This window comes from Streptomyces sp. NPDC029674, from assembly GCF_044903205.1.
GTDB lineage: Bacteria > Actinomycetota > Actinomycetes > Streptomycetales > Streptomycetaceae > Streptomyces.
The window spans coordinates 159529-183274 of sequence record NZ_JBJDPY010000012.1 but is presented as its reverse complement, the minus strand read 5'-3'; the positions used below and the strand labels follow the sequence as shown (position 1 = coordinate 183274).

Here is a 23746-nt window from a genome sequence, read left to right as displayed (position 1 = left end):
GACCGCGCCGGGCGCAGACTTTTTGCAACCAACCAACCAGTTAGTTGCCAGCTGTGGTCTCGGAGGAGTCCCACGCCCATGCCTTCATCAGCGACATCCGCGTCCGTCCCCCATGCGGCGACCGGGCCCGCCACCCGGCCCCTGCCACTGTCCTCCCACGCCCCGCTCCCCGTCCCACCCACCGTCTTCCTCCTCCTGATCGCCGTCTGCACCGCGGTGACGGCCGCCAACATCTACATAGCGGCTCCGCTGCTCCCGCTGATGGCCCGCGACTTCGGCTCGACCCCGTCGGCCGTCGCCTGGATCGCCTCGGTGGCGCAGTTCGGGTACGCGGCGGGGCTGCTGTTCTTCGCCCCGCTCGGCGACCGGGTCGACCGCCGCCGGCTCGTCGCAGTGCTCTCCGTGGTCACGGCGGTGGCGCTCGGCCTGGGCGCGGCCGCCTCGGGCGCCACCGCGCTCGCGGCCGCCGTGCTGGTGGCGTCCGCCGCGACGGTCGTGCCGCAGCTGCTCGTGCCGCTGGTCGCCGAGCGGGCGCCCGCGCACCGGCGGGCCAGCCATGTCGCCGCGCTCATCACCGGCCTGTTCACGGGCATCGTCGCGGCCCGCGTCCTCGGCGGCCTGGTCGGCCAGGCCTTCGGCTGGCGTTACGTGTTCGTGGGCGCCGCCGTCCTCACGGCACTGCTAGGCCTGGCCTCCGCCGCCGTGCTGCCCGCCGAGCACCGCCGGCGGACCGGGCCGGTCTTCGCCGGTCTCGCCCGACTGCCCGCCGTGGTGCGGGGCTCCGCCGAGCTGCGGCGCGCGTGCATACGCCAGGGCGGGATGTACGGCGCGTGGAGCGCGCTGTGGACCTCGCTGGCCCTGCTGCTCACCGGCAGCGGCGACGGCGGGCACGGCTATGGCATGACGACCGCCACCGCGGGCCTCTTCGGCCTGTTCGGTCTCGCCGCCGCCGTCGTGGCGCCGCTCGCGGGCGGCCTCGTCGACCGCTTCGGCGCGGCCAAGGTGGTCTCGGCCGCGTACGGCACGGCCGCTGTGTCGGTGCCGCTGTTCTGGCTGGGCGGCGGGGCGCTCTGGGCCCTGTGCGCGGCGGCGGTCGTCCTCCACATGGCGCTGGTCGCCAACCACATCGCCAACCAGACCTTGGCGCTGACGACCACCTCCACCCCTGCGGTCGCCAACACCGCCTATGTGGTCGCCGGATTCGCGGGTGGCGCGATCGCCTCCGCCCTGGCGGGCACGGCGTTCAGCCACTGGGGGTGGACGGGCGTGTGCGCGGTCGCCGCCCTCTGGCTCGCGCTCGGCTGGGCGACGACCGCGATACCGGGCCGCAGCCGCCGTCGCGCCGAATCCGCGTGACCCGTCGGGGTCAGAGCCGGGTGACGTCCAGCTCGCCGTCCGCGTACTGCCTGCGCAGCACCTTCTTGTCGAACTTGCCGACGCTCGTCTTCGGGACCGCGGGGATGATCGCCCAGCGTTCCGGGAGCTGCCACTTGGCGACGTGGCCTGCGAGGAAGTCGCGCAGGCCGGCGTAGTCGGCGGTCGCGTCCTCCTTCAGCACGACGGTGGCCAGCGGGCGTTCGCCCCACTTCTCGTCGGGTACGGCCACGACCGCGGCCTCCGCGACTTCCGGGTGGGACATGAGGGCGTTCTCCAGCTCGACCGACGAGATCCACTCGCCGCCCGACTTGATGACGTCCTTGGCGCGGTCGGTGAGGGTCAGGAAGCCGTCCGCGGTGATCACGCCGACATCGCCGGTCTTCAGCCAGCCGTCCTCGCTGAACTTGTCCTCGGGCCGGAGCAGCTCGCCGCCCGCGCCGCCGTAGTACGCGCCCGCGATCCAGGGGCCGCGCACCTCCAGCTCACCGGCCGACTCGCCGTCCCACGGCAGGTGTTCGCCGCCGGGGCCGACCAGCCGGCCCTCGACGCCTGCGGGGAAGCGGCCCTGCGTGAGCCGGTAGCCGAACTCCTCGTCGGTGCCGATGGCGTGGGCCGGCGGGCGGGCGACCGTACCGAGCGGGGACGTCTCCGTCATGCCCCAGGCGTGGCAGACCCGCATGCCGAACTGGTCGAAGGCCTCCATCAGGGCGGGCGGACAGGCCGAACCGCCGATGGTGACCTGCCCGAGCGAGCTGACGTCGCGCGGCTTCGCGGTGAGCTCGGCGAGGAGGCCCTGCCAGATGGTGGGGACGGCGGCCGCGTGCGTGGGCCGCTCCGACTCGATCATCTCGGCGAGCGGGGCGGGCTGCAGGAAACGGTCCGGCATCAGCATGTTCACGCCGGTCATGAGGGTGGCGTGCGGCAGTCCCCAGGCATTCACGTGAAATTGCGGGACGACCACCAGCGACGTGTCCGCGTCCGTCAGACCCATCGACTGCGCCATGTTGACCTGCATCGAGTGCAGGTAGATGGAGCGGTGGGAGTAGACGACGCCCTTGGGGTCGCCGGTGGTGCCGGAGGTGTAGCACATGGCGGCCGCGGCGCGCTCGTCGAGCTCGGGCCAGTCGTAGGCGGTGGGCTTGCCCGCGATCAGCTCCTCGTACTCGTGCACCTGCGCGTGCGAGCCCGCGAGCAGGGAGCGGTCGCCGGGGCCCGACACCACCAGGTGCTCGACGCTCGTCAGTTGGGGGAGGAGCGGCGCGAGGAGGCCGAGGAGGGAGCCGTTGACGAGGATGACGCGGTCGGCGGCGTGGTTGACGATCCACACCAGCTGGTCCGCGGGCAGCCGCAGGTTGAGGGTGTGCAGGACGGCGCCCATACAGGGCACCGCGAAGTACGCCTCGACATGCTCGGCGTTATTCCACATGAAGGTGGCGACGCGCTCGTCGTCCGTGACGCCGAGGTCCTCGCGCAGGGCGTGGGCGAGCTGGGCCGTGCGCTCACCGATTTCGCGGTAGCTGCGGCGCTGCGGTTCGCCCTCGCCGGTCCAGGTCGTGACCTGTGATGCCCCGTGCACGGTCATGCCGTGCCGAAGGATGCGGGTGACAGTCAGCGGTACGTCCTGCATCGTGCTCAGCACGGCGTCCTCCTGGGGCGACATCGCCTACGCGGCGGTATGGGCTGCGCTGATTCTGCGCGCATACCGCGCGGTATGTCACTACTCCAGGAGATGATCGATCATCCGCCCCTCGCCCCTTCTCAGCGGACCGGCGTGAGCTCCGGGTCCTCGCGGAGCTTGCCGAGCGCGCGGGACACCGCGCTCTTGACGGTGCCGACGGACACCCCGAGCACCTCGGCGGTCTGCACCTCGCTGAGGTCCTCGTAGTACCTGAGGACGACCATCGCCCGCTGCCGCGCCGGCAACTTCATGATCGCGCGCCACATCGCGTCACGGAGCACCTGCTGCTCGGCGGGGTCCCCGGCCGGCGTCACGTCGGGCTCCGGCAGCTCGTCGCACGCGAACTCGTCGACCTTCCGCTTGCGCCACTGCGACGTGCGCGTGTTCAGCAGGGCCCGGCGCACATAGCCGTCGAGCGCACGGTGGTCCTCGATCCGGTCCCACGCCACGTACGTCTTGGTCAGCGCCGTCTGCAGCAGGTCCTCGGCATCGCTCGGGTTCGCGGTCAGCGAGCGGGCGGTGCGCAGCAGTACGGGCTGGCGGGCCCGCACGTAGGACGCGAACGACGGGTACGTGCGGGGCCCGGTGGCCCGCGTCGGACCCGTGCCCCGCGTCGCGGCCTGGGAAGCGCTGGTGCACACGGACACCATGGATGCGGTCATGGCTCCACGCTAGAAGCGCCCCCTACTTCAGCGGATCGGCCGGAGGTCCCGAAGCCGTGTCCGCCTCAGGTTGTACGAGGGGTGTCAGCTACACCTCCTACAGGTGGAGGAGACGGAGCACACCCCTGAGGGTTCACCCCTGAGAGCCGCCCGGTGCGTCGCCGCCCGGGCGGCTCGTCCGGCTAGCCGATGCGCGCCACCGGGGCGTGCACCAGGTTGCGGTCGATCACGATCGTGCGCCCGCCGTGCCGCTCCTTCACGTTCCCCGCGTACTGGTGGATGCGCCGCGCCGGACGCCACGCGTTGCGGCCCAGCGAGGGCTCCCCGTACAGGCGCGGCTTGGTGTGCCAGCGCGCGAACCACATCACCGACGGCAGATCCCGCACGCCCGCCCGGCGTGCCGAATCCATGTGCCGCACGCCGGAGTCGGCGCTGCTGTAGAAGCCGGGGACGTAGCCGTGGCTGCGCACTTCGCGGTTCCAGGAGCGGACGAAGGTGAGCGTGGTGTGCGCGCAGGCCTTCTTCCGGTGGGCGTACGACTCCATGTCCAGGTAGAGCGGGCTGGACGGCCGGATGCCGAACGCCTTCGCCGCGCGTACCGCGTCACGTCCCTCCTGCTTCCCCTGGCTCCAGGGATGCCGTCCGATGGGTACGTTCTTCTTGTTCCTCGCGACGACACACGGCGACTGCGATCCGACGTACAGCGGGAGGACCCGCCAGCCCATCCGCTTCACCGCGCGCATCCAGTCGTGGCTGAGCTGCGGCTGCCGCTTGCAGGCCCGGCCGCGGCCTCCGTAGTACACGCCGACGGCGCCGTATCTGGACTGCCGCCAGCGCCGCATGGTGTCCGTGGACCGGGCGAGGCAGGTGTCGAAGGCCCAGCCGCGGAAGGTCGACACCTTCGCGGGCGCCTTGCCGGCGGTGTGGTCGGACGCGGCGCCCGGTGGTGAGGCGGTCAGGTCCACGGCCAGGGCCGTCAGGACGAGGACGAATCCAATGATCATCGTTCGAAGACGCATACGCCGAGTGAAAGGGTCAGGACCCGTTCCGAAGCCGGGACACGCGCCGCGTTCAGCCGTCCGACCGCAGAATCAACCCCGATGTGGGAACGCCCGTGCCCGCCGTGACCAGAGTGCGCGCGGCGCCGGGTATCTGATTCACGGAGGCGCCGCGCACCTGCCGGACCGCTTCCGCTATGCCGTTCATGCCGTGCAGATACGCCTCTCCCAGCTGGCCGCCGTGCGTGTTCATGGGCAGCCGCTCCTCGGCGACGAAGCCCGCCGCCTCCCCGGGCGGGCAGAAGCCGAACTCCTCCAGTTGCATCAGCACGAACGGGGTGAAGTGGTCGTAGAGCACCCCCACGTCGATGTCCGCCGGGGCCAGCCCCGAGGTGCGCCACAGCTGCTGCGCCACCACGCCCATTTCGGGGAGCCCTCGCAGATCGTCGCGGTAGAAGCTGGTCATCTGCTCCTGCGCTCGGCCGGCGCCCTGGGCCGCCGCCGCGATCACGGCCGGCGGCTGCGGGAGGTCGCGGGCCCGCTCCACGCTCGTGACGACGATCGCCTGGCCGCCGTCCGTCTCCTGGCAGCAGTCGAGGAGACGCAGAGGCTCGACGATCCAGCGCGACGCGGCATGGTCCTCGAGCGTGATCGGCTTCCCGTGGAAGTACGCCGCGGGGTTGGTGGCCGCGTACTTCCGGTCCATGACGGCCACATGGCCGAAGGCCTCCGGCGTCAGACCGTACGTATGGAGATAGCGCTGGGCCGCCATCGCCACCCAGGAGGCGGGCGTCAGCAGTCCGAACGGCAGGGCCCAGCCGAGCGCCGCCCCCTCGGCGGACGGCTCGCGCCGCTGCACCCCGGAGCCGAACCTGCGCCCCGAACGTTCGTTGAACGCGCGGTAGCAGACCACCACTTCCGCCACCCCGCACGCCACCGCGAGGGCCGCCTGCTGGACGGTGGCACAGGCCGCGCCGCCGCCGTAATGGACGCGGGAGAAGAAGGACAGCTCCCCTATCCCGGCCGCCTGGGCGACCGTGATCTCCGGGCTGGTGTCCATGGTGAAGGTGACCATGCCGTCGACGTCGGCCGGGGTGAGCCCGGCGTCGTCGAGCGCGGCGCCCACCGCCTCCACGGCGAGCTTGAGCTCACTGCGCCCGGAGTCCTTGGAGAACTCCGTCGCCCCGATGCCGGCGATCGCGGCCTTCCCGCCGAGACCGTCGCGCGTACGGACACTCATGCGGCGCCTCCCGCGGGGACGGTGACCGTGACGGTGCCGGTCACGTGCTTGCCGATGCCGTTGACCCCGACCACCCTGACGACAGCCGTGTCGCCGCCGGGCCCGGCCTCGATGTTCTCGACGGTCCCGGTCAGCACCATCGTGTCCCCCGGATAGTTGGGCGCCCCCAGGCGTATCGCCACCTTGCGCAGCACGGCGGTGGGGCCGAACTGGTCGGTGACATACCGCCCGACCAGGCCGTTGGTCGTCAGGATGTTCATGAAGACGTCGGGGGACCCCTTGGCCCGCGCGAGCTCCGCGTCGTGGTGCACGTCCTGGTAGTCGCGGGACGCGATGGCCCCGGCGACGATCAACGTGCGGGTGATGGGAATCTCCAGCGGCGGCAGCTCCTCACCCCGTGCCCTCGTCACCGTCATGCGGACTCCCCCCTCGCGATCAACGCGCCCAACTCCTCAAGCACTTCGCTTCCGCACCCCAGATACGCGTCCAGCTGTCGCCCCCACAGGAAGTGCCGGTGCACGGGATGATCGAGGTCGGCGCCCATGCCGCCGTGCAGATGCTGGCCCGTGTGCACGACGCGCTTGCCCGCCTCCGAGGCCCACCAAGCGGCGGTGAGGGCGTGCGTGTCGTACGGCAGGCCGGTGTCCCGGCGCCAGGCCGCCTCGTAGGCCGTGACTCTTATCGCCTCGGTGTCCATATGGGCGTCGGCGGCGCGGAGCTGGACGCCCTGCTTCGCGGCGAGGGGGCGCCCGAACTGTTCGCGCTCGTTCGTATGGGCCACCGCGCGGGCCAGCGATCCCGCGCACACCCCGGCCTGCAGCCCGGCGAAGGCCGTCCGCGCGACGGCCCGCACGTCGTCGTACGCCGCGGCGCCGCCCAGCCGCTCCGCGGGCGTCCGGTCGAGGACGAGCCGGCCCGCCGCCCAGGGCGCGGTCAGCTCGACCGGCTCCACGCGCGCGTCGGCGACCCGCACCAGCCACAGGGTCCGGTCGGCCGCCGCCACCAGCACCTGCGTCGCGTCCCTCAGCCACGGCACCCACGTCACCGTGCCGCTCAGCGCCCCCTCCGCGGACGCCTCCACACCGCCCCGGGCGGGCAGCGCTCCCGTCATGACCGCGCTCCCCTGCCGGAGCGCCGGCAGCAGCCGGTCCCGCTGCTCGGCCGTGCCGTGGGCGGCCACCACGAGCAGGCCGTAGACACAGCTCGCCGCGAAGGGCACCTGGGCCGTCACCCGCCCCTGCTCCTCCAGGAGGAGCACCAGACCGAGCAGCCCGATGTCCTCGACCGCGCCCGGCAGCCCCGCCGCGCACAGGGCCTTCCACAGCTTGGCGTCCGAACCGGTCCCCGCCGCCGCGAGCCGCTCGGGGGTGGCCAGGTCGGTGAAGATCTCCCGCGCGAGATCACGGGCGGCCGCTTGCTCCTCCGTGGGCGTGAAGTCCACGTCAGCCACCGCCTTCCGCCGCGCCACCGGAGGCCCGCACGCCCTCGGAGGCTCGTCCGCCCTCGAAGGTCTGTCCGCCGTCGACGGCCCGGAACACCGGTAGCTCCAATTCCTCGTCGACCCGCCGGAACTCGAGCCGCACCGGCATGCCGATCCGCACCTTGTCGTACGGCACCCCGGTCACGTTGCTGATGATGCGCACGCCCTCCGCCAGCTCGACGAGTGCCACGGCGTAGGGAGGGTCGAAGGCGGGGAAGGGCGGGTGGTGCATCACGACGTACGAATAGACCGTGCCCTCGCCGCCGGCCTCGACCGTGTCCCACTCGGGCGAACCGCACGCGTTGCAGCCGGGGAGCCAGGGGAAGCGCAGGGTTCCGCAGCCGCCGCAGCGCTGGATCAGCAGGCGGTGTGCGGCGACACCCTCCCAGAAGCCGGCGTTGTCGCGGTTGACGACGGGGCGGGGACGCTTCTCGTCCGGTCTGCGCCGACGCTGCGCCGGGGCGTACTTGAGGATGCGGAAACGGTGTGTGCCCGCGAGCCTGCCGCCCGCGCGGACGTCCATCCGTGTCGTGACGAAGTGCCCCGCGCCCAGCTTGGTCGTCTTGCGCTCCGAGACCGACTCGATCACCGCGTCGAAGGTGATCTCGTCGCCGGGCCGCAGCGCCCGCAGATACTCCTGCTCGCAGTCGGTGGCGACCACCGAGGTGTACCCGGCGCCGTCGAGCAGGGCGAACAACGCGTCGTACGCCTCCGAGCGGCCGTCGTGGCCGGAGAGTCCGCCCATCGTCCAGACCTGCAGCATCGTCGGGGGCGCCACCGGACCCGCGCCCCCGTACGCGGGGTGCGTGTCGCCCATGGCCTCGCACCAGTGCCTGATCATGGGTTCGTTCACCGGGTCCTTGCCGACGCCCCCTTCCGCTGCCGGCCTGCCCTCGAACGCCTGCAACTCCTCGTACGCGATGTCCTTCACCGTCGCCCCCTCCGCATACCGAGCCGCATCGTCGCGACGATCTCGCGCTGCACCTCGCTCACCCCGCCCCCGAACGTATTGATCTGCGCGGACCTGTTCATCCGCTCCAGCTCGCCGCCCCCGAGACCGCCCGGCGAACCGGCCCGCACGAGCCCTGCTTCGCCCGCGATCTCCTGACACATTCGGTACACCTCCACGGCCGATTCGGTTCCCATGAACTTCACGCCGCTCGCGTCGCCCGGCGCCGGTCCGCCCGCGCCCACATCGCCCACCAAACGCCAGTTGAGCAGGCGCGTTGCCGCGAGCCGGGCATGCACCTCGGCCAGTCTCGACCGCACCCACGGCGCGTCAATCCGGCGTTCGCCCGTCACCGGATCGGGTGCGCGGGCGAGGTCCAGCGCCGCCGCGTAGAAGTCCTCGGCCTGCATGCCGATCGCGGCGAGCGCGACCCGCTCGTGGTTGAGCTGGCTGGTGATGAGGGCCCAGCCGCCGTTCTCCTCGCCGACGAGGTTCGCGGCCGGCACCCGGATCCCGTCGTAGTACGTCGCCGTCGTCGTCAGTCCGCCCACCGTCTCGATCGGTGTCCACGAGAAACCGGGGTCGTCGGTGGGCACGAGGAGGAGGGAGATGCCCTGGTGCTTGGGGGCGTCGGGGTCGGTGCGGCAGGCCAGCCAGATCCAGTCGGCGTGCTGCGCGTTCGAGGTGAAGATCTTCTGGCCGTCGATCAGCCAGGTGTCGCCGTCTCGCACGGCCCGGGTCCGCAGCGCCGCCAGGTCCGTGCCCGCGGAGGGCTCGCTGTAGCCGATCGCGAAGATGATGTCGCCTCTGAGGATGCCCGGCAGGAAGGCCGCCTTCTGCTCCTCGGTGCCGTACTTCATGAGCGTCGGTCCGACGGTGTTCAGGGTGACCATCGAGACCGGGGCGCCCGCGCGGTGGGCCTCGTCGAAGAAGACGAACTGCTCGTCCGCGCCCCGCCCTTGGCCGCCGTACGCCACGGGCCAGCCGAGGCCCAGCATGCCGTCGGCGCCGATGCGTCGCAGCAGGCGGCGCTGTTCCGCCGCGTCCGCGGCGGCGGGCGGGCCGTCGGGCATCACCTCCCGGAAGTAAGCGCGCAGTTCGGCACGGAGTCGGCGCTGGCGTTCGGTGGGGGCCAGGTGCACGGCGGCGGCCTCTCCGTCTCGTACCGGCAGGGTTTCTGACTGTCCGTCAGATTGCGTGCCGGTGTCAAGAGATCCGCGCACCGCCCGCCCTGCGGCGGGTGGACCCCGGACACGCCTGTGCGGCGGTGCCGAAGCACCGCCGCACAGACCGTCTCACCCCACAGCTCACGCCCCTTGGAGCCGTCCCGAGCGGCACCAAGGGGCACCGGCTCACCAGAGCTGGGCGAAGTTGACCGCGACGTTGTCGTTCGACTGATCGAGCGCCGTGAAGCCGGAGCCGTTCACCTGGGCGGTGTTGTTCTGGTTGGACGCCCCATTGCCGATGGCCTGCTGCTGCGTCGTCGTCGAGTTGCCTCCGTTGTCGTCCCCCACGCCGCTGCCGTTCACGGTCGCCACACCCGCGTTCGATCCGTTGTTCGCGAAGGCTCCGTTGTCGGCCGTCGCGACGCCCGAGAAGAGCGCGGCAGCCAGCGGCACGGCCGCGGCGGCGGCGATGATGCGGGCGGTACGGATGCTTGCCATGTCTGTTCCTCCAGAGCAGGAGGTACGCGCCGGCCGAGGCCTGGCGTACCGGAAGTACGGCTTGTTCCAAGGCAGTCGGCCGACCGCCCCGGAGTGTGCTGCACGACGTCGCGGGTCCAGAGTTGCCCACCGAATCCCCGGCGAACCACCCCGGAAGACCCGATTCCCCCGCAAGCGTGAGGACATATCGATAAACACTCCTCGCGCCCCCACCGGCCTGCCCCGGCACCTGAGCACCCTTGACCGGGCCACAGCTCAGGCCAGACACCGCAAGGGGCGAATCGTTCTGCCAATATCCTCCCCGCCGACGGCTCGAAGGGGCGGCGCCCCCTCCCGAACGGCCCCGTACACCACACTCTCCGGCCGCTCCCTCTTCCCTTCTTCGAACACGCGTACGAAAATGGGTCCATGGCCACCATCGATCGCCATGCCACCACCCTCGCGCTCGCCCACGCACTGTCGGCCGCCGAGCGCGGCCTCGCGGTGATCCCGCTGTCCCGAACCAAGCTCCCGGCCCTGCGCTCCCCCCACCACGAAGACCCCCGGCCCGCCCCCTGCCACGGTGAATGCGGCCGCCTCGGACACGGCGTGTACGACGCGACGACCGACCCTCGGCGCATCCGCGAACTCTTCGCCGCCGCTCCCTGGGCCACCGGCTACGGCATCGCCTGCGGACTGCCGCCGCACCATCTGATCGGCATCGACCTGGACACCAAGTCCGGCACGGACGCCTCGGCGGCCCTGCGCGAACTGGCGCTGCGCCACCTCTTCACGATCCCCGCCACCGTCGTCGTGATCACTCCCAGCGGCGGCCGCCACATCTGGCTGACCGGGCCACCCGACACCGTGATCCCCAACTCGGCGGGCCGCCTCGCCCCCGGCATCGACGTCCGGGGCGCCGGCGGTTACCTCGTCGGCCCCGGCTCCCGCACCGAGCGCGGCCTCTACAGCACCGCGCCCGGCACCGCCCAACTGCCCCCCGCGCACTGCCCTCCGTCCCTCCTGCGCCTGCTCACGCCCCCACCCCGTACCCACCAGCACGCACCCGGCCACGCCGACCACTCACCGCCCGGGCACCCCGACGCAGAAGCCCAACGCGGCCACGGACTGGTGCAGTTCGTGCTCGCGGCGCACGCGGGCCAGCGCAACACCCGCCTCTTCTGGGCCGCATGCCGCGCCTACGAGAACGACATGGGCGAGACCCTGGCCCCCCAGCTCGTGGACGCCGCACTCCACGTCGGCCTCACCGAACGCGAGGCCCACTCGACGATCGCCTCGGCAGCCCGCCTCACGGGACGCAGGTGAGCCGTCTGTCTACGGAAGACATGCCTACAGGCATGCGTAAGGGGCGCCCTCAATGGAGGACGCCCCTTACCTGCACCATGCGGTGGGTGTGGGATTTGAACCCACGGTGACTTGCGCCACGACGGTTTTCAAGACCGTTCCCTTAGGCCGCTCGGGCAACCCACCCCGCGCCGTCCGCCGGAAACGGAATCAGGACCGCGCGGGGACAAGACTAGCGGGTCAGCTGTCTCCCTTGCGCTGGCCCAGGGTCACGTCGACCGTGTGCTCCTTGCCGTCGCGCTCGTATGTGATCTTGACGGTGTCGCCCGGCTTGTGGGTCCAGATCTGGCCGATCAGGGTCGGGCCGCTGTCGATCACCATGTCGTCCAGCTTCGTGATGACGTCGCCGGGCTTGAGGCCCGCCTTGTCCGCCGGGCCGTTCGGGGTGACCGCGTCCGAACCGCCCGCGCCCTCCTGGGAGATCGTCGCGCCGTTCGTACCCTCCTGCTGGAGGGAGACCGAGGCGCCGATCACGGGGTAGACCGGCTGGCCGGTCTTGATCAGCTGCTCGGCGACCTGCTTCGCCTGGTTGACCGGGATCGCGAAGCCCAGGCCGATGGAACCGGACTGGCCCGAGCCCCCGAGGCCGCCGCTGTCGGCGGGCTTGATCGCGGAGTTGATGCCGATGACCGCGCCGCGCGAGTCGAGGAGCGGGCCGCCGGAGTTGCCGGGGTTGATGGAGGCGTCGGTCTGCAGGGCGCTCATGTAGGAGCTCTTGCCGCTCTGTCCGCCGTCGCTGGAGGTCACCGGGCGGTTCTTGGCGCTGATGATGCCGGTGGTGACGGTGTTCGAGAGGCCGAAGGGGGCACCGATCGCGATGGTCGAGTCGCCGACGGCCACGCGGTCGGAGTTGCCGAGCTTGAGCGGCCGCAGGCCGTCGGGGGCGCTCTTGAGCTTGATGACCGCCACGTCGTAGCCCTCGGCGCGGCCGACGACCTCGGCGGCGTACTTCTTGCCGTTCGAGAACGTCACCTGGAGCTTGCCGCCCTCGGCCGCCGACGCCACCACGTGGTTGTTGGTGAGGATGTGGCCCTGCGTGTCGTAGACGAAGCCGGTGCCCGTGCCGCCCTCGCCGCCGCCGCTCTGTGCCTCGATGGTGACGACGCTGGGCAGTGCGTTGTTCGCGGTGGCGGCGACCGAACCGGGCTCGCGCTTGACGTCGGCGGGGGTGTCGGGCGCGGCCACCGTGGTCGAGCTGGTGTCGCTGTCGTTCCGCTCGGCCGCCCAGTAGCCGACGCCGCCGCCGATGCCGCCCGCGAGCAGGGCGGCCGCGAGCACCGCGGCGACCAGACCGCCGCGCCGACCGCCGGGCTTCGGCTCCTGCGGGTGGTACGAAGCGCCCCAGCCCGACCCGGAGCCACCGCCCGTGGCGTACGACGGCATGGCGGGCGGCTGCGGAGGCGGCCAGTCCGCGGCGCCGGAAGCGGCGTGCGGGGTGCCCTGAGGGGCGCCAGCGGAGGCGTGGGCAGGAGCATGCGCGGGGGCGTGGTTCGCGGCATGCTCGGGGGCGTGCGCCGGAGCTGAGTGCGCCCCCGCGTGCCCCTCCTGCCCGGCCGACCCGCCGGCAGGCCCTGCGGCGGACCCGCCGGAACCGGGGGCGGAACCGGCTGCACTGGAGTCGGCGGGAACAGCGGGAGCGTCCACCGGCGCGGGGGGCGCGGACGGGGCCTGGGGTACCTCGTTGCCCTCGTTCTCGGTGCTCACAGCTCTTCTCCTCGGTCCATGCTGTCGTTGCGTGCGTTCTCGGTCACGGCCAGGGTGTGCCGACTGGGCGGGCGTCAGCGGCTGTCGGGGTCATCCGTCGCCATCCGTCGTCATCCGTCATTTTTGTCTGCTGTCAGCTTTTCCCATGGGCTGTCAGGGCACCATAAGCCGATCCTGTGTGTTCGGCGTCCCGGCGGGGCGTCGTCCGGCGAGCCGACGGGTACCCCGTGATGGCACCATGACGCGGTGACCCTCGCACGACAGCACCAGATTCAGGTCATCGCCCACCGCGGAGCCTCCGAGGATGCCCCCGAGCACACGCTGGCCGCCTACAAGAAGGCGGTCGAGGACGGTGCCGACGCCCTCGAATGCGATGTGCGGCTGACCGCCGACGGCCATCTCGTGTGCGTCCACGACCGCCGTGTGAACCGCACGTCGAACGGGCGCGGAGCCGTCTCCGCCCTCGAACTCGCCGACCTCGCCGCCCTGGACTTCGGCTCCTGGAAGAGGCATCACGGCGAGGCCGAGGAGGACCCGGACTGGGAGGGCTCCACGGGAGAGGACACCTCCGTCCTGACCCTGGAGCGACTGCTCGAGCTGGTGGCCGAAAGTAATGCCTCAGGACGACGCGTGCGGCTGGCCATCGAGACCAAGCACCCCACGCGCTGGGCGGGCCAGGTGGAGGAGCGCCTGCTCCTGCTCCTGAAGCGCTTCGGACTGGACGCGCCGCCCGCCGAGGGTCCTTCCCCGGTACGGGTCATGAGTTTCTCGGCGCGTTCACTGCACCGCGTCCGGGCCGCTTCCCCGACTCTGCCGACCGTTTACCTGATGCAGTTCATCTCGCCGCGCCACCGTGACGGCCGCCTTCCGCAGGGCGTGCGCATCGCTGGTCCGGCCATGCGGATCGTGCGCAATCACCCGTCGTACGTGGAGAAGCTGAAACGCGCGGGACACGAAGTGCACGTCTGGACCGTGAACGAGCCTGCGGATGTTGAACTCTGTGCGGAACTGGGTGTCGACGCGATCATCACCAACCGCCCCAAGCAAGTTCTGACCCAACTGGACCGGCTGGGACTCCGGTAACTCCGGTTACAGGGAGTGCACCGGCGCGTTCGGCCCGTATTCGATCGTTACGAGTGCGTCACCGGACGTCGGTTGGCCGGTTTCCGGTCCAGTCCATTGGGGCATCCACACCGTGGCGTGGGGCGAAGGAGGTCTCGGGGGTGGCGTTGGTGGTGGCACGGGAGGTGCCCACGTCGTCGAGCATGGCCGTTCCCCATGGCCCTGCGGGCGTGGGGGAAGCAAGACACCGTATGCGTGATCAGCTGCGCATGAGCGGGGTCTCGGAGACGGTCGTCGACGATGCCGTACTGATCCTGTCGGAGTTGCTCAGCAATGCCTGCCGGCACGGCAGGCCGCTGGGCCGCGGGATGGTCGGCGACGGGGACGTGCGGGCGGCATGGCACGTCGACGAAGCAGGCCGGCTGACGGTCGAGGTGACGGACGGCGGCGGCCCGACCCGCCCGGCTCCGGCGACCCCGTCGGTCACGGCACACGGCGGCCGCGGGCTCAACATCATCACGGCGCTCGCCGACGCCTGGGGCGTCCGTGACGACGTGCACGGTGAGGTCACCGTGTGGGCCGTCGTCCAAGCGGCGCACCATCACGAGGATTTCGCTACGCGCGTCGCCGCCCCGTCGGCGGCCGCGATATCCGACCTCGCCTTCGTGGACCCCTTCGACGAGCGGGACTGAATCCGCGAACGGCTAGGCTCGCGCCCGTACGCAAGAGAGCCGTAGCCGGGAGACACCCAAGATGGCCAAGAAGCGCCCCCAGCCCAAGGGCAAGCAGCAGCCGCAGCTCAAGGGCGGCCCCGGAGACGGGGAGATCCCCGTCGTCGGCGCCCGTGAACCCTGCCCCTGCGGTTCGGGCCGCCGGTACAAGGCCTGTCACGGCCGGGCCGCCGCGCACGCGGTGACCGAGCTGGTGCAGCGCCCCTTCGAAGGCCTGCCCGGCGAGTGCGACTGGGTCGCGCTGCGCGAGCTGGTCCCCGCCGCCACGGTCGAGCTGACCCTCAAGGGCGGCCTCCCCGAGGGCGTTTCCTCGGTCTCCCTCGCGACCGTGCTGCCGATGGCCTGGCCGGCGCTGCGCCGCGACGACGGCTCGGTCCTCCTCGGTCTGCAGAACGACACCTCGTCCGGTGACATCAGCCGCGACCTCGCCGACACCCTGCAGCGCGCCCTGGAGGCCGAGCCGGGTACTCCGGTGAAGGGCCGCCGCGCCCCGGCCGACGGCCCCCGGCTGCAGGACCTGCTCGACCCCGAGGGCGCGTTCGAGCCGGTCGTGCACCCCGGCTTCGAGTTCTGGGTGCCGGACGCGGAGAACGCCTCTCCGGAGGTGTCCGCCTCCCTGGAGCGGGCGAACGACGCCGCCATCCCGACGGCGAAGCTGACCGGTGTCGACGCCGCGTACTGGTGCGAGACCCCGGAGAAGAACCACCTGCGCTGGGTCATGCCGCACCCCGAGGAGAAGCTCCTCGACGCGCTGGCCCGGCTGCACGCGGCCGGTACGTCGAGCCTCGGCGAGGGCACGCGGCTCGTCGGCTCCTTCCGGGCGCACGGCCTGACCGTGCCGGTGTGGGACCTGCCGACCGGGGTCTCCGCCGCGGACGTCGAGAAGCCCGCGGCGGAGTTCGCGGAGCGGCTCGCGACGGCGCTCGCCTCGGACGCCCCCCTCACCGCGGACGAGCGCCGCGCGCGCGGCGGCCTCACCAACCGTCAGGTGACGCTCAGCTGACGCATGGAGCTCAGCCGACGCATGAAGCCCGGCTGAACACGCCGTATCGACTGACCCAGCAGTCAGTCGGTACGGCATAAAAGGGAATGCGTGACTCCAGTCACAACTCCCGTTGGCCGCAGAGAAATCCCTGTCCGGATAACTGAGATCGAATTTGCCAGGAGCCGATCTCTTGTTACCGTTCAGGTAGCCCGGTTGCTGGTGCATCCCCCGTCGCCAGCAACCGGGCCCTTTCGTGCCCGGGGCATGTCCGGGGAGCCGCGGGGAACCGGTTCAGGACTCAACTGTCCTGCGGTGATGCCGAGTTGCTTCCGGAGCGCAGCAGCAGCCCGTCCGCCTCGCCCGCCGCGTACTCCGCCACCGCCGAGTACGCCGACGCGTCACCCGCCGACCGCTCGCGCGGAGTCTCGCACGCTGCCGGTTCGTCCCCCGCGGCCACCTCGCAGTGCATCTGCACGGTGCGCGCGTCCGGCCCCATCAGAGTCAGTACGGCGGCCAGTTCCTTGCCGGTGGCATTGCGGTAATAGCTACGCGCCCAGGTGTCGCGGCCCCGTGTGAGGACGCAGGTCTGCGCCTCGATGCCGTCGGGCGAGGAGAGTTCGGGGCCACACCGGGCGGCGGTGGTCGCGCCGAGGCCGGCGAGCAACGAGGGCTCCGAGGCCGTCTCCGTGGACCGCTGCTGCCCCGAAGAGGCGTTCGAGGGAGTGGGTGAGGGGGGAGGGAGGGGCGACTTCGCGTCACCGTCGCCCGCCGGTCCCGCGAACGCGCCGGCGAGCGGCAGGAGGGCCGTGACGGCCATGACGCCCAGGAGCACGAGCAGGCGGGGTTGCATGAGCCGAAGATATCGACAGCGGGCGCGCGGCCGGCTCGCCGCGCGCCCGATTCCCCTACAACTCGGGGGCGCTCACACCCGTACGAGTGAGCGCGTCCACGACGGCGTCCACCACCGCTTCGACGTCCGGCACCCAGGGGGCGGCGGAGCCGGGCAGCGGGGCGCGCTCCCAGCGGACCCGGCCCTGTCCCGTGTCGGAGGGCGGCAGGGCGAGATAGCCGCCCTCGCCGTGGAAGCGGAGCGAGCCGGGGACGCAGTCCTTGGCATAGAGCAGCTCGCCCAACTGGGCCATGGAGTACGGCGCGACGAGCAGATGGAGTCTCGCCTCGGTGGCGACCACCGGGCCGAGCCTGATGCCGGCCTCGTCGAGTGCGGCGAGGGCGCGCGCGCCCGCGTCCACGGGGAGGCTCACGGCGCACGGGGCGCGGCCTCCGGTGGCGAGTACGACGGGTGCGCCGGGTCGGTTGGACCACCACCAGCGGATCATCCGCTCGTCGGTGGTGGCGGCGAGAAGACCGGGGTCGAGGGGGTGCGCGCCCGGTACCGCGCAGTCGAGGTCGGGGCAGGCGCACCGGCTGCCGTCGCGCCGGTCGAGACCGACTCCCGGCAGTACCGGCCACCGCCATGCGGTCGCGAAGGTCAGAGCCGCGCCGAGCTGTCCGGCGCTCCGGCCGGGCTTCCTTCCGATTCGCCAGGACAGGAGCCTGCGTCGCCTTCCGAGGATCTCGCGCATGAGCGCTCGTTCCTTTCCGTTGCACGCCGGCGTTAGCCGGGGAGACTGCGGGCCACATCACACCATGTGTGGATCACTTCACCATGTGTGGATCACTTCGCTGTACGTACGAGCTGGCACATCTGCCCCCAGCCTGTGGCATGGGGAACCACGCTGAACCGAGCGTTGACGTGGCGTGGGGTGGCGGCGCCTGGCGTTTGCCGTCCCGCGATATTGCTTGCCGCCTCCGCCACGGGAGGATGGGGCACGGTCGTCGTGAGTTAGGACGTCCGGGTCCTTGGTCAGGTTCCGGATGGACCCCAACTGCCCCTGGTCATCACTGAGTACGTACCCAGCGCGACCACTGCAACGCTCTACCGAACAACGTCAGTCGACCCTAATATGCCCTAACCCGGCGCTGTTTTCAGCCAACTTCACAAGATCTTTTTCTGGTCCCAGAATTACCTCGGACACCAGGAATCCCAGCAGGACAATGCTGGACATCCCCTCACCAGTGCGTGTACATCTGGAGACATTGCTAGCGGCGCATAATGACATGGGGGTTTGCGATGCTATTGAGCATTACGCACCGGCCGGAAAGCCGTGAGCCATGAACGCCCCGCATCTTCCGAAAGTGGCCGGAATCGATTCCACAGTTCCGCCACCGGCACACACTGTCGCGCCCGCCGCGCGGACCACGCCCGCCGCAGCAGTTCCGGAGGGTACTTCCGTCCCGAGCGCACCCGGCGCCGTGCTCCAGGACCGTCTCGCGGGCTGGGTCTCCGACCTCACCACGCTGCACGAACTCACCGAGCGGCTCTCCCGCACGGCCACCCTCGACGAGGCGTTGCGCGAGCTCCTGCGCGCCGGTGCTGCCCTGGTGGGCGCGCGACGTGGACTCACCGTCATCGAACCCGCCGACGGGCTCGGCCCCGAGACCACCGTCGGCCTCGGACTGGCCCGCGCCGACCTCGGGCACATCGAGACGGTGCCGCGCGGCGCCACCTCGTACGGCAAAATCCTGGACGCCTTCGAGAGCCGGCCGGGTGCCGTGCCGGAGGAGATCGCGCAGCCCGATCTGCTCGCCGAGGAAGGCCTCGACCCGCTCCACCGCGAAGTCGCCTGCCGCCTCGGCTACGCCGCCAGTTATGCCCTCCCCCTCGCCACTTCGACGGCGGACCGGATCGGTGCCGCCGTCTGGCTGTACGACGAGCCGGCCGAACCCGACGAGCGCCGCCGCCACCTCGTAGGGCTCTACCTCCGGCAGGCCGCCGAGCACGTGGCGCGGCTGCTCGAACTGGACCGCGTCCGCACGGCCGACGCCACCCTCCGGGAGGAGCTCATGCCGTCGCGGCTGCCCCGGGTCGCCGGGGTGCAGCTCGCCGCCCGGCACCGCACGGGGCCGCGCGGCGGCGGTGACTGGCACGACGCGCTGCCGCTGCCCGACGCGGCGCTCGGCCTCGCGGTGGGTTCCGTGACTGGGTCGGGGCCGAGCGCCGTGGCCGCGATGGGGCGGCTGCGGGCGTCCCTGCGGGCGTACGCCGTGATGGAGGGCGAGGACCCCGTCGCCGTCCTCTCCGACCTGGAGCTGCTGCTGCGGCTGACCGAGCCCGCGCGGTCGGCGACCGCCCTCTTCGCGTACTGCGAGCCCGCCCTGCGCAAGGTCGTCCTCGCCGGTGCCGGGCACAGTCCGCCGCTGATCGTCGGGGAGCGCCGCACGGAGTACGTGGAGACCTCCCTCTCCGCGCCGCTCGGCATGCTCGCCTGCTGGGAGGCGCCGAGCGTGGAGATCAGCCCGGAGCCCGGAGAAACGGTGCTTCTCTACACCGACGGGCTGCTGCACCGCACCGGCGACCCGATGGACCGGGCGTTCGCGAGGCTGCACGCTGCCGCCGCGAGCGTGCCGAGGGCCGTCAGGGACGACCCCGGCGCGATCGCCGACCACGTGCTGCACGCCGTCCTGCCGGACGGGCTCGACGCCGTGGACAGCGACGAGGACGTGGTGCTGCTGGCGGCCCGCTTCGAGTGAGGCGCGAGCGCGCTCCCGTGTGAGGCGACGGGCACACTGTGTAAGTGGCCTTCCGGCCCTGGGACCCCTTCCGTACGCCCGTACGATGGAGGACGGCCCAGTGTCGTACATAGGAGGCAGATCGTGTCGGAGGCGCTCAACCCGGCGAACCCGGAAGAGACCGAAGAAGAGCCGATCAAGCAGCGCAAGAACGGCCTGTACCCGGGCGTGTCCGACGAGCTTGCCGAGAACATGAAGTCCGGCTGGGCCGACACCGAGCTGTACGACCTGCAGCCGATCGCCCAGGCCGAGCACACCGCCGCCCGCCGCGCCGCGCTCTCCGCGCGCTTTCCGGGCGAGCGCCTGGTGATCCCCGCGGGCAACCTGAAGACCCGTTCGAACGACACCGAGTACGCCTTCCGCGCCTCCGTCGAGTACGCGTACCTGTCGGGCAACCAGACCGAGGACGGCGTCCTGGTCCTGGAGCCGAAGAGCGGCGGCGGCCACGACGCCACCATCTACCTCCTGCCGCGCTCCGACCGTGCGAACGGCGAGTTCTGGCTCGACGGGCAGGGCGAGCTCTGGGTCGGCCGCCGGCACTCCCTCACCGAGGCCGAGAAGCTGTACGGAATCCCCGCCTCCGACGTGCGCGAGCTGGCCGGCGAGCTGCGCGAGGCGACCGGCCCCGTCCGTGTCGTGCGCGGTTACGACGCAGGCATCGAGGCCGCCCTGACCGACAAGGTCACCGCCGAGCGCGACGAGGAGCTGCGCGTCTTCCTCTCCGAGGCCCGCCTCGTCAAGGACGAGTTCGAGGTCGGCGAGCTCCAGAAGGCCGTCGACTCCACCACTCGCGGCTTCGAGGACGTCGTGAAGGTCCTCGACAAGGCCGAGGCCACCAGCGAGCGCTACATCGAGGGCACGTTCTTCCTGCGCGCCCGCGTCGAGGGCAACGACATCGGCTACGGCTCGATCTGCGCCGCGGGCCCGCACGCCACCACCCTGCACTGGGTGCGCAACGACGGCGCCGTCCGCTCCGGAGAGCTGCTGCTGCTCGACGCCGGCGTGGAGACGCACACGTACTACACCGCGGACATCACGCGCACGCTGCCGATCAACGGCCGTTTCAACGAGCTGCAGAAGAAAATCTACGACGCCGTGTACGAGGCCCAGGAGGCCGGCATCGCGGCGGTGAAGCCGGGCGCCAAGTTCCGCGACTTCCACGACGCGGCGCAGCGCGTGCTCGCCGAGAAGCTCGTCGAGTGGGGCCTCGTGGAGGGCCCGGTCGAGCGCGTCCTGGAGCTCGGGCTGCAGCGCCGCTGGACGCTGCACGGCACCGGTCACATGCTCGGCATGGACGTCCACGACTGCGCCGCCGCGCGCACCGAGACGTACGTGAACGGCACGCTGGAGCCCGGCATGTGCCTGACGGTCGAGCCCGGTCTGTACTTCCAGGCGGACGACCTGACCGTGCCGGAGGAGTACCGCGGCATCGGCGTCCGGATCGAGGACGACATCCTCGTCACGGAGGACGGCAACAAGAACCTGTCGGCCGCACTGCCGCGTACGTCCGAGGACGTCGAGGCGTGGATGGCGCGGCTCAAGGGCTGAGCCAAGGGCTGAGCCGCACACGCGTGACGAAGGGCCGGTTCCCTCCCGGGGGCCGGCCCTTCGGCGTTCCTCAGTGGGCCGCCCGCTCGTCCTCGCCCGCGACCTTGGCGGTGCTCAGGGCGATGCGGTTCCAGGTGTTGATGGTGAAGATCAGGGCGAGCACGCGGGCCAGTTCGGACCCGTCGAAGTGCCGGGCGGCCTCTACGTAGACGTCGTCCGGGACGCCGCCCTGGGAGACGAGCGTGACCGACTCGGTCAGGGCGAGGGCCGCCTGCTCCTTCGCCGTGAAGAAGTTACGGGCCTCGCGCCACACGCCGATCATGTGCAGCCGCGCCTCGTCCTCGCCGGCCTTGCGGGCGTCGGAGGTGTGCATGTGGAGGCAGTAGGCGCAGCCGTTGAGGAGCGAGGCGCGGATCTGGATCAGTTCGACGAGGGCCGGGTCGAGGCCGTCGCGGGCGGCGGCGTCGAAGCCGATGAGGGCCTTGAAGGCCTTGGGGGCGGCCTTGGCGAAGTTGAGGCGCGGGGCAGCGGTGGGAGCGGCGGAGGCGGTGGCGGCGGTCTGCGTGGCGTTCGTGTTGTTCGTCATGACCATGAATCTAGGGCCGGGAAAGACCTCGCGTAGGGTGCATTCCCATGCCGGAATCATGGGTCAATTTGGCGGAGCGAATCGGCAGTGACCTGCACGTGGACCTGTCCGGTCCCGGCAGTCGCCGTGCCGTTCTCATCCGCGCGCTGCGGGACGCCGTACGCGAGGGACGGCTCCCTCCGGGCACCCGGCTGCCGCCCTACCGCTCGCTCGCCGCCGACCTCGGCCTGGCCCGCAACACGGTCGCCGACGCCTACGCCGAGCTGGTCGCGGAGGGCTGGCTGACGGCGCGGCAGGGTTCGGGGACGCGGGTCGCGGAGCGCGCGGCGCCGCCCAAGCGCCCGCGCATGCCGAAGCCCGCTCCGGCGCGGCCCGCCGCGCCCGCGTACGACCTGCGCCAGGGCACGCCGGACGCCGCCTCCTTCCCGCGCACGGCCTGGCTCGCGGCCGCCCGGCGCGCGCTCGGTGCCGCGCCCAACGAAGCCTTCGGGCCCGGTGACCCGCGGGGCCGCGTCGAGCTGCGCCGGGCGCTAGCCGACTATCTGACGCGGGTGCGCGGGGTGCGCGCCGACCCCGAACGGATCGTGGTGTGCTCGGGGTTCGCGCACGCGCTGCGGCTGCTGTTCGCGGGGTCGCGCGGGGCGGGCGGCGGGGTGCTGCGGGGACCCTTCGCCATGGAGTCGTACGGACTCGGGTTCCACCGGGACATCCTGGAGAGCGCGGGTGTGCGGACCGTGCCGCTGGGCCTGGACGAACGTGGCGCCCGGGTCGAGGAGTTGACCGACGGACCGTCCGCGGGGTCACGGACCCGCGGCGTACTCCTCACGCCCGCACACCAGTTCCCGACCGGCGGCCCACTGCACCCCGCCCGGCGCGCGGCGGTCGTCGACTGGGCCCGTACGAGCGGCGGTCTCATCCTGGAGGATGACTACGACGGCGAGTTCCGTTACGACCGCGAGCCGGTCGGCGCCGTACAGGGTTTGGATCCCGAACGGGTCGTCTACCTCGGCTCGGTGAGCAAGAGCCTCTCCCCCGCCGTGCGCCTCGGCTGGCTGGTGCTGCCCGAGCAGCTCGTCGACGGCGTGCTCGCCGCCAAGGGGGAGCGGGAGGCGTGGGCGAGCGTCCTGGACCAGCTCACGCTCGCCGAGTTCATCTCCTCCGGTCAGTACGACCGGCACATCCGCCGGATGCGGCAGCGCTACCGGCACCGTCGCGACCGGCTCGTCACCGCCCTCGCCGAGCGCGCCCCGCACATCACGGCCACCGGTATCGCGGCCGGCCTGCACGCGGTGCTGCGGCTGCCGCCGGGGACGGAGGCGTCCGCGGTCAAGGCGGCGGCCTGGCAGGGGATCGCGCTGGACGGGCTCGCCGCGTTCCGTCACCCGGGGGCGACGATGCCGGCCGGGGACGGTCTCGTCGTCGGGTACTCGACGCCTACGGAGCACGCGTACGGGGCGGCGGTGGAGGCGCTGCTGCGGGCGCTGCCGCCGGCCGACGGGGAACAGCCGCCCGCCGGTGGGGAACTCCTCACGCCGTCATCAACGGCGCGTCCTCCCGCCACTTGAGGATCTTGTCGAAGCTGATCACCGCACCGCTCCTGCCCGGCTTGTTGCCGAGGTGGACGTGGTCGGCGAGCTCCCTGATCAGGCACAGGCCCCGGCCGTGCTCGTCCGTCTCCGCGGCGGGCGGCCGGGGCGCGGGACAGCCGCGCGCCGTGCCGGGGAAACCGGGCCCGGAGTCGTCCACCTCGATGCGGCACTTCTCGCCGTCCAGGTAGGCCGTGACCCGGTACCCGCCCAGCGCGGCCCCGGGCGCGACCGCACCGCCGTGCTCGACGGCGTTGGCGCACGCTTCGCTGAGGGCGACCGACAGGTCGTAGGAGACGTCGGGATCCACGCCCGCCGTCTCCATCGTGCCGATCAGCAGCCGGCGGGCGAGCGGAACGCTCGCGGCGTCGCGCCGCAAATGGAGAGACCACCAGATGCTCATGCTCCAGCCTCCTGGCCGCGGCTCGACATACCGATACGTATTGCCGCACGCGCCCCCGAATAAGCGCCCGAACGACGTGATGCCGCCCATACGGCGGACGCGCGGCCCCCGTCAGGCGG

General features: G+C 71.8%; 22 protein-coding genes and 1 tRNA gene. 8 read left to right on the top strand and 15 right to left on the bottom strand.

The window, feature by feature from the left end; all coding sequences use genetic code 11:
* Window positions 1–78 precede the first annotated feature (78 nt).
* Window positions 79–1356: an MFS transporter gene (locus ACI2L3_RS27425; protein WP_404755050.1), complete on the top strand. Its 1278-nt coding sequence runs from the start codon at window positions 79–81 to the stop codon at window positions 1354–1356.
* Window positions 1357–1366: 10 nt separating this feature from the next.
* On the opposite strand, the gene ACI2L3_RS27420 is transcribed toward ACI2L3_RS27425, so the two are convergent.
* The 9 genes from ACI2L3_RS27420 to ACI2L3_RS27380 form a co-directional block, all read right to left on the bottom strand.
* A complete protein-coding gene (locus tag ACI2L3_RS27420) occupies window positions 1367–3037 on the bottom strand; it encodes a long-chain fatty acid--CoA ligase (protein ID WP_404755049.1) in 1671 nt (556 codons plus the stop codon).
* 98 nt (window positions 3038–3135) lie between these two features.
* Complete coding sequence (locus ACI2L3_RS27415) at window positions 3136–3717, bottom strand: SigE family RNA polymerase sigma factor (RefSeq protein WP_404755048.1); 582 nt, start codon at window positions 3715–3717, stop codon at window positions 3136–3138.
* A 182-nt stretch (window positions 3718–3899) separates the two neighbouring features.
* The gene (locus tag ACI2L3_RS27410; protein ID WP_404755047.1) at window positions 3900–4736 is read right to left on the bottom strand and encodes a DUF1906 domain-containing protein; all 837 of its coding nucleotides are present in this window, start codon (window positions 4734–4736) and stop codon (window positions 3900–3902) included.
* A gap of 52 nt (window positions 4737–4788) precedes the next feature.
* On the bottom strand, window positions 4789–5955 hold the full coding sequence (locus ACI2L3_RS27405; protein ID WP_404755046.1) for a lipid-transfer protein: 1167 nt from the start codon (window positions 5953–5955) through the stop codon (window positions 4789–4791).
* Window positions 5952–6371, bottom strand: a complete 420-nt coding sequence (locus ACI2L3_RS27400; protein WP_404755045.1) for a MaoC/PaaZ C-terminal domain-containing protein — start codon at window positions 6369–6371, stop codon at window positions 5952–5954. The genes ACI2L3_RS27405 and ACI2L3_RS27400 overlap by 4 nt, the downstream gene beginning before the upstream one ends.
* Window positions 6368–7396, bottom strand: a complete 1029-nt coding sequence (locus ACI2L3_RS27395; RefSeq protein ID WP_404755044.1) for an acyl-CoA dehydrogenase family protein — start codon at window positions 7394–7396, stop codon at window positions 6368–6370. The genes ACI2L3_RS27400 and ACI2L3_RS27395 overlap by 4 nt, the downstream gene beginning before the upstream one ends.
* 1 nt (window position 7397) lies before the next feature.
* Window positions 7398–8366, bottom strand: a complete 969-nt coding sequence (locus tag ACI2L3_RS27390) for a bifunctional MaoC family dehydratase N-terminal/OB-fold nucleic acid binding domain-containing protein (protein WP_404755043.1) — start codon at window positions 8364–8366, stop codon at window positions 7398–7400.
* Window positions 8363–9526 carry an acyl-CoA dehydrogenase family protein gene (locus tag ACI2L3_RS27385; RefSeq protein ID WP_404755042.1) on the bottom strand — a complete coding sequence of 388 codons (1164 nt, stop codon included), beginning with the start codon at window positions 9524–9526 and terminating at the stop codon, window positions 8363–8365. The genes ACI2L3_RS27390 and ACI2L3_RS27385 overlap by 4 nt, the downstream gene beginning before the upstream one ends.
* A gap of 210 nt (window positions 9527–9736) precedes the next feature.
* Window positions 9737–10048, bottom strand: a complete 312-nt coding sequence (locus ACI2L3_RS27380) for a hypothetical protein (protein ID WP_404755041.1) — start codon at window positions 10046–10048, stop codon at window positions 9737–9739.
* A 408-nt stretch (window positions 10049–10456) separates the two neighbouring features.
* Here ACI2L3_RS27380 and ACI2L3_RS27375 point away from each other — a divergent pair, with 408 nt between their 5' ends.
* A complete protein-coding gene (locus tag ACI2L3_RS27375; protein WP_404755040.1) occupies window positions 10457–11353 on the top strand; it encodes a bifunctional DNA primase/polymerase in 897 nt (298 codons plus the stop codon).
* 80 nt (window positions 11354–11433) lie between these two features.
* Here ACI2L3_RS27375 and ACI2L3_RS27370 read toward each other — a convergent pair.
* Window positions 11434–11518, bottom strand: a tRNA-Ser gene (locus ACI2L3_RS27370).
* A gap of 54 nt (window positions 11519–11572) precedes the next feature.
* Window positions 11573–13096, bottom strand: a complete 1524-nt coding sequence (locus ACI2L3_RS27365; protein ID WP_404755039.1) for a S1C family serine protease — start codon at window positions 13094–13096, stop codon at window positions 11573–11575.
* A gap of 246 nt (window positions 13097–13342) precedes the next feature.
* On the opposite strand from ACI2L3_RS27365, the gene ACI2L3_RS27360 reads away from it, so the two are divergent.
* The 3 genes from ACI2L3_RS27360 (at window position 13343) to ACI2L3_RS27350 (ending at window position 15892) form a co-directional block, all read left to right on the top strand.
* Window positions 13343–14179, top strand: a complete 837-nt coding sequence (locus ACI2L3_RS27360) for a glycerophosphodiester phosphodiesterase (RefSeq protein ID WP_404755038.1) — start codon at window positions 13343–13345, stop codon at window positions 14177–14179.
* A gap of 53 nt (window positions 14180–14232) precedes the next feature.
* Entirely contained in the window at window positions 14233–14850 is a 618-nt protein-coding gene (locus ACI2L3_RS27355) for an ATP-binding protein (protein WP_404755037.1), read from the top strand.
* Between the two features lie 61 nt (window positions 14851–14911).
* Complete coding sequence (locus tag ACI2L3_RS27350) at window positions 14912–15892, top strand: DUF5926 family protein (protein WP_404755036.1); 981 nt, start codon at window positions 14912–14914, stop codon at window positions 15890–15892.
* A 280-nt stretch (window positions 15893–16172) separates the two neighbouring features.
* Here ACI2L3_RS27350 and ACI2L3_RS27345 read toward each other — a convergent pair whose 3' ends face one another.
* Together ACI2L3_RS27345 and ACI2L3_RS27340 are read right to left on the bottom strand one after the other, a co-directional pair.
* Entirely contained in the window at window positions 16173–16724 is a 552-nt protein-coding gene (locus ACI2L3_RS27345) for a hypothetical protein (RefSeq protein WP_404755035.1), read from the bottom strand.
* 55 nt (window positions 16725–16779) lie between these two features.
* Entirely contained in the window at window positions 16780–17457 is a 678-nt protein-coding gene (locus ACI2L3_RS27340) for a bifunctional DNA primase/polymerase (RefSeq protein WP_404755034.1), read from the bottom strand.
* Between the two features lie 589 nt (window positions 17458–18046).
* Here ACI2L3_RS27340 and ACI2L3_RS27335 point away from each other — a divergent pair.
* Window positions 18047–19465 (top strand): PP2C family protein-serine/threonine phosphatase, encoded by a 1419-nt coding sequence (locus ACI2L3_RS27335; RefSeq protein ID WP_404755033.1) that lies wholly within the window; start codon window positions 18047–18049, stop codon window positions 19463–19465.
* A 123-nt stretch (window positions 19466–19588) separates the two neighbouring features.
* A complete protein-coding gene (locus ACI2L3_RS27330; RefSeq protein ID WP_404755032.1) occupies window positions 19589–21052 on the top strand; it encodes an aminopeptidase P family protein in 1464 nt (487 codons plus the stop codon).
* A 70-nt stretch (window positions 21053–21122) separates the two neighbouring features.
* Here the strand turns inward: ACI2L3_RS27330 and ACI2L3_RS27325 are convergent, their stop codons facing one another.
* Window positions 21123–21638: a carboxymuconolactone decarboxylase family protein gene (locus ACI2L3_RS27325; RefSeq protein WP_404755031.1), complete on the bottom strand. Its 516-nt coding sequence runs from the start codon at window positions 21636–21638 to the stop codon at window positions 21123–21125.
* Between the two features lie 47 nt (window positions 21639–21685).
* Here ACI2L3_RS27325 and ACI2L3_RS27320 point away from each other — a divergent pair, with 47 nt between their 5' ends.
* Window positions 21686–23203 carry a PLP-dependent aminotransferase family protein gene (locus ACI2L3_RS27320; RefSeq protein WP_404755030.1) on the top strand — a complete coding sequence of 506 codons (1518 nt, stop codon included), beginning with the start codon at window positions 21686–21688 and terminating at the stop codon, window positions 23201–23203.
* On the opposite strand, the gene ACI2L3_RS27315 is transcribed toward ACI2L3_RS27320, so the two are convergent.
* The gene (locus ACI2L3_RS27315) at window positions 23166–23627 is read right to left on the bottom strand and encodes an ATP-binding protein (RefSeq protein WP_404755029.1); all 462 of its coding nucleotides are present in this window, start codon (window positions 23625–23627) and stop codon (window positions 23166–23168) included. The two genes, ACI2L3_RS27320 and ACI2L3_RS27315, sit on opposite strands and share 38 nt — an antisense overlap.
* Window positions 23628–23746: the final 119 nt, after the last annotated feature.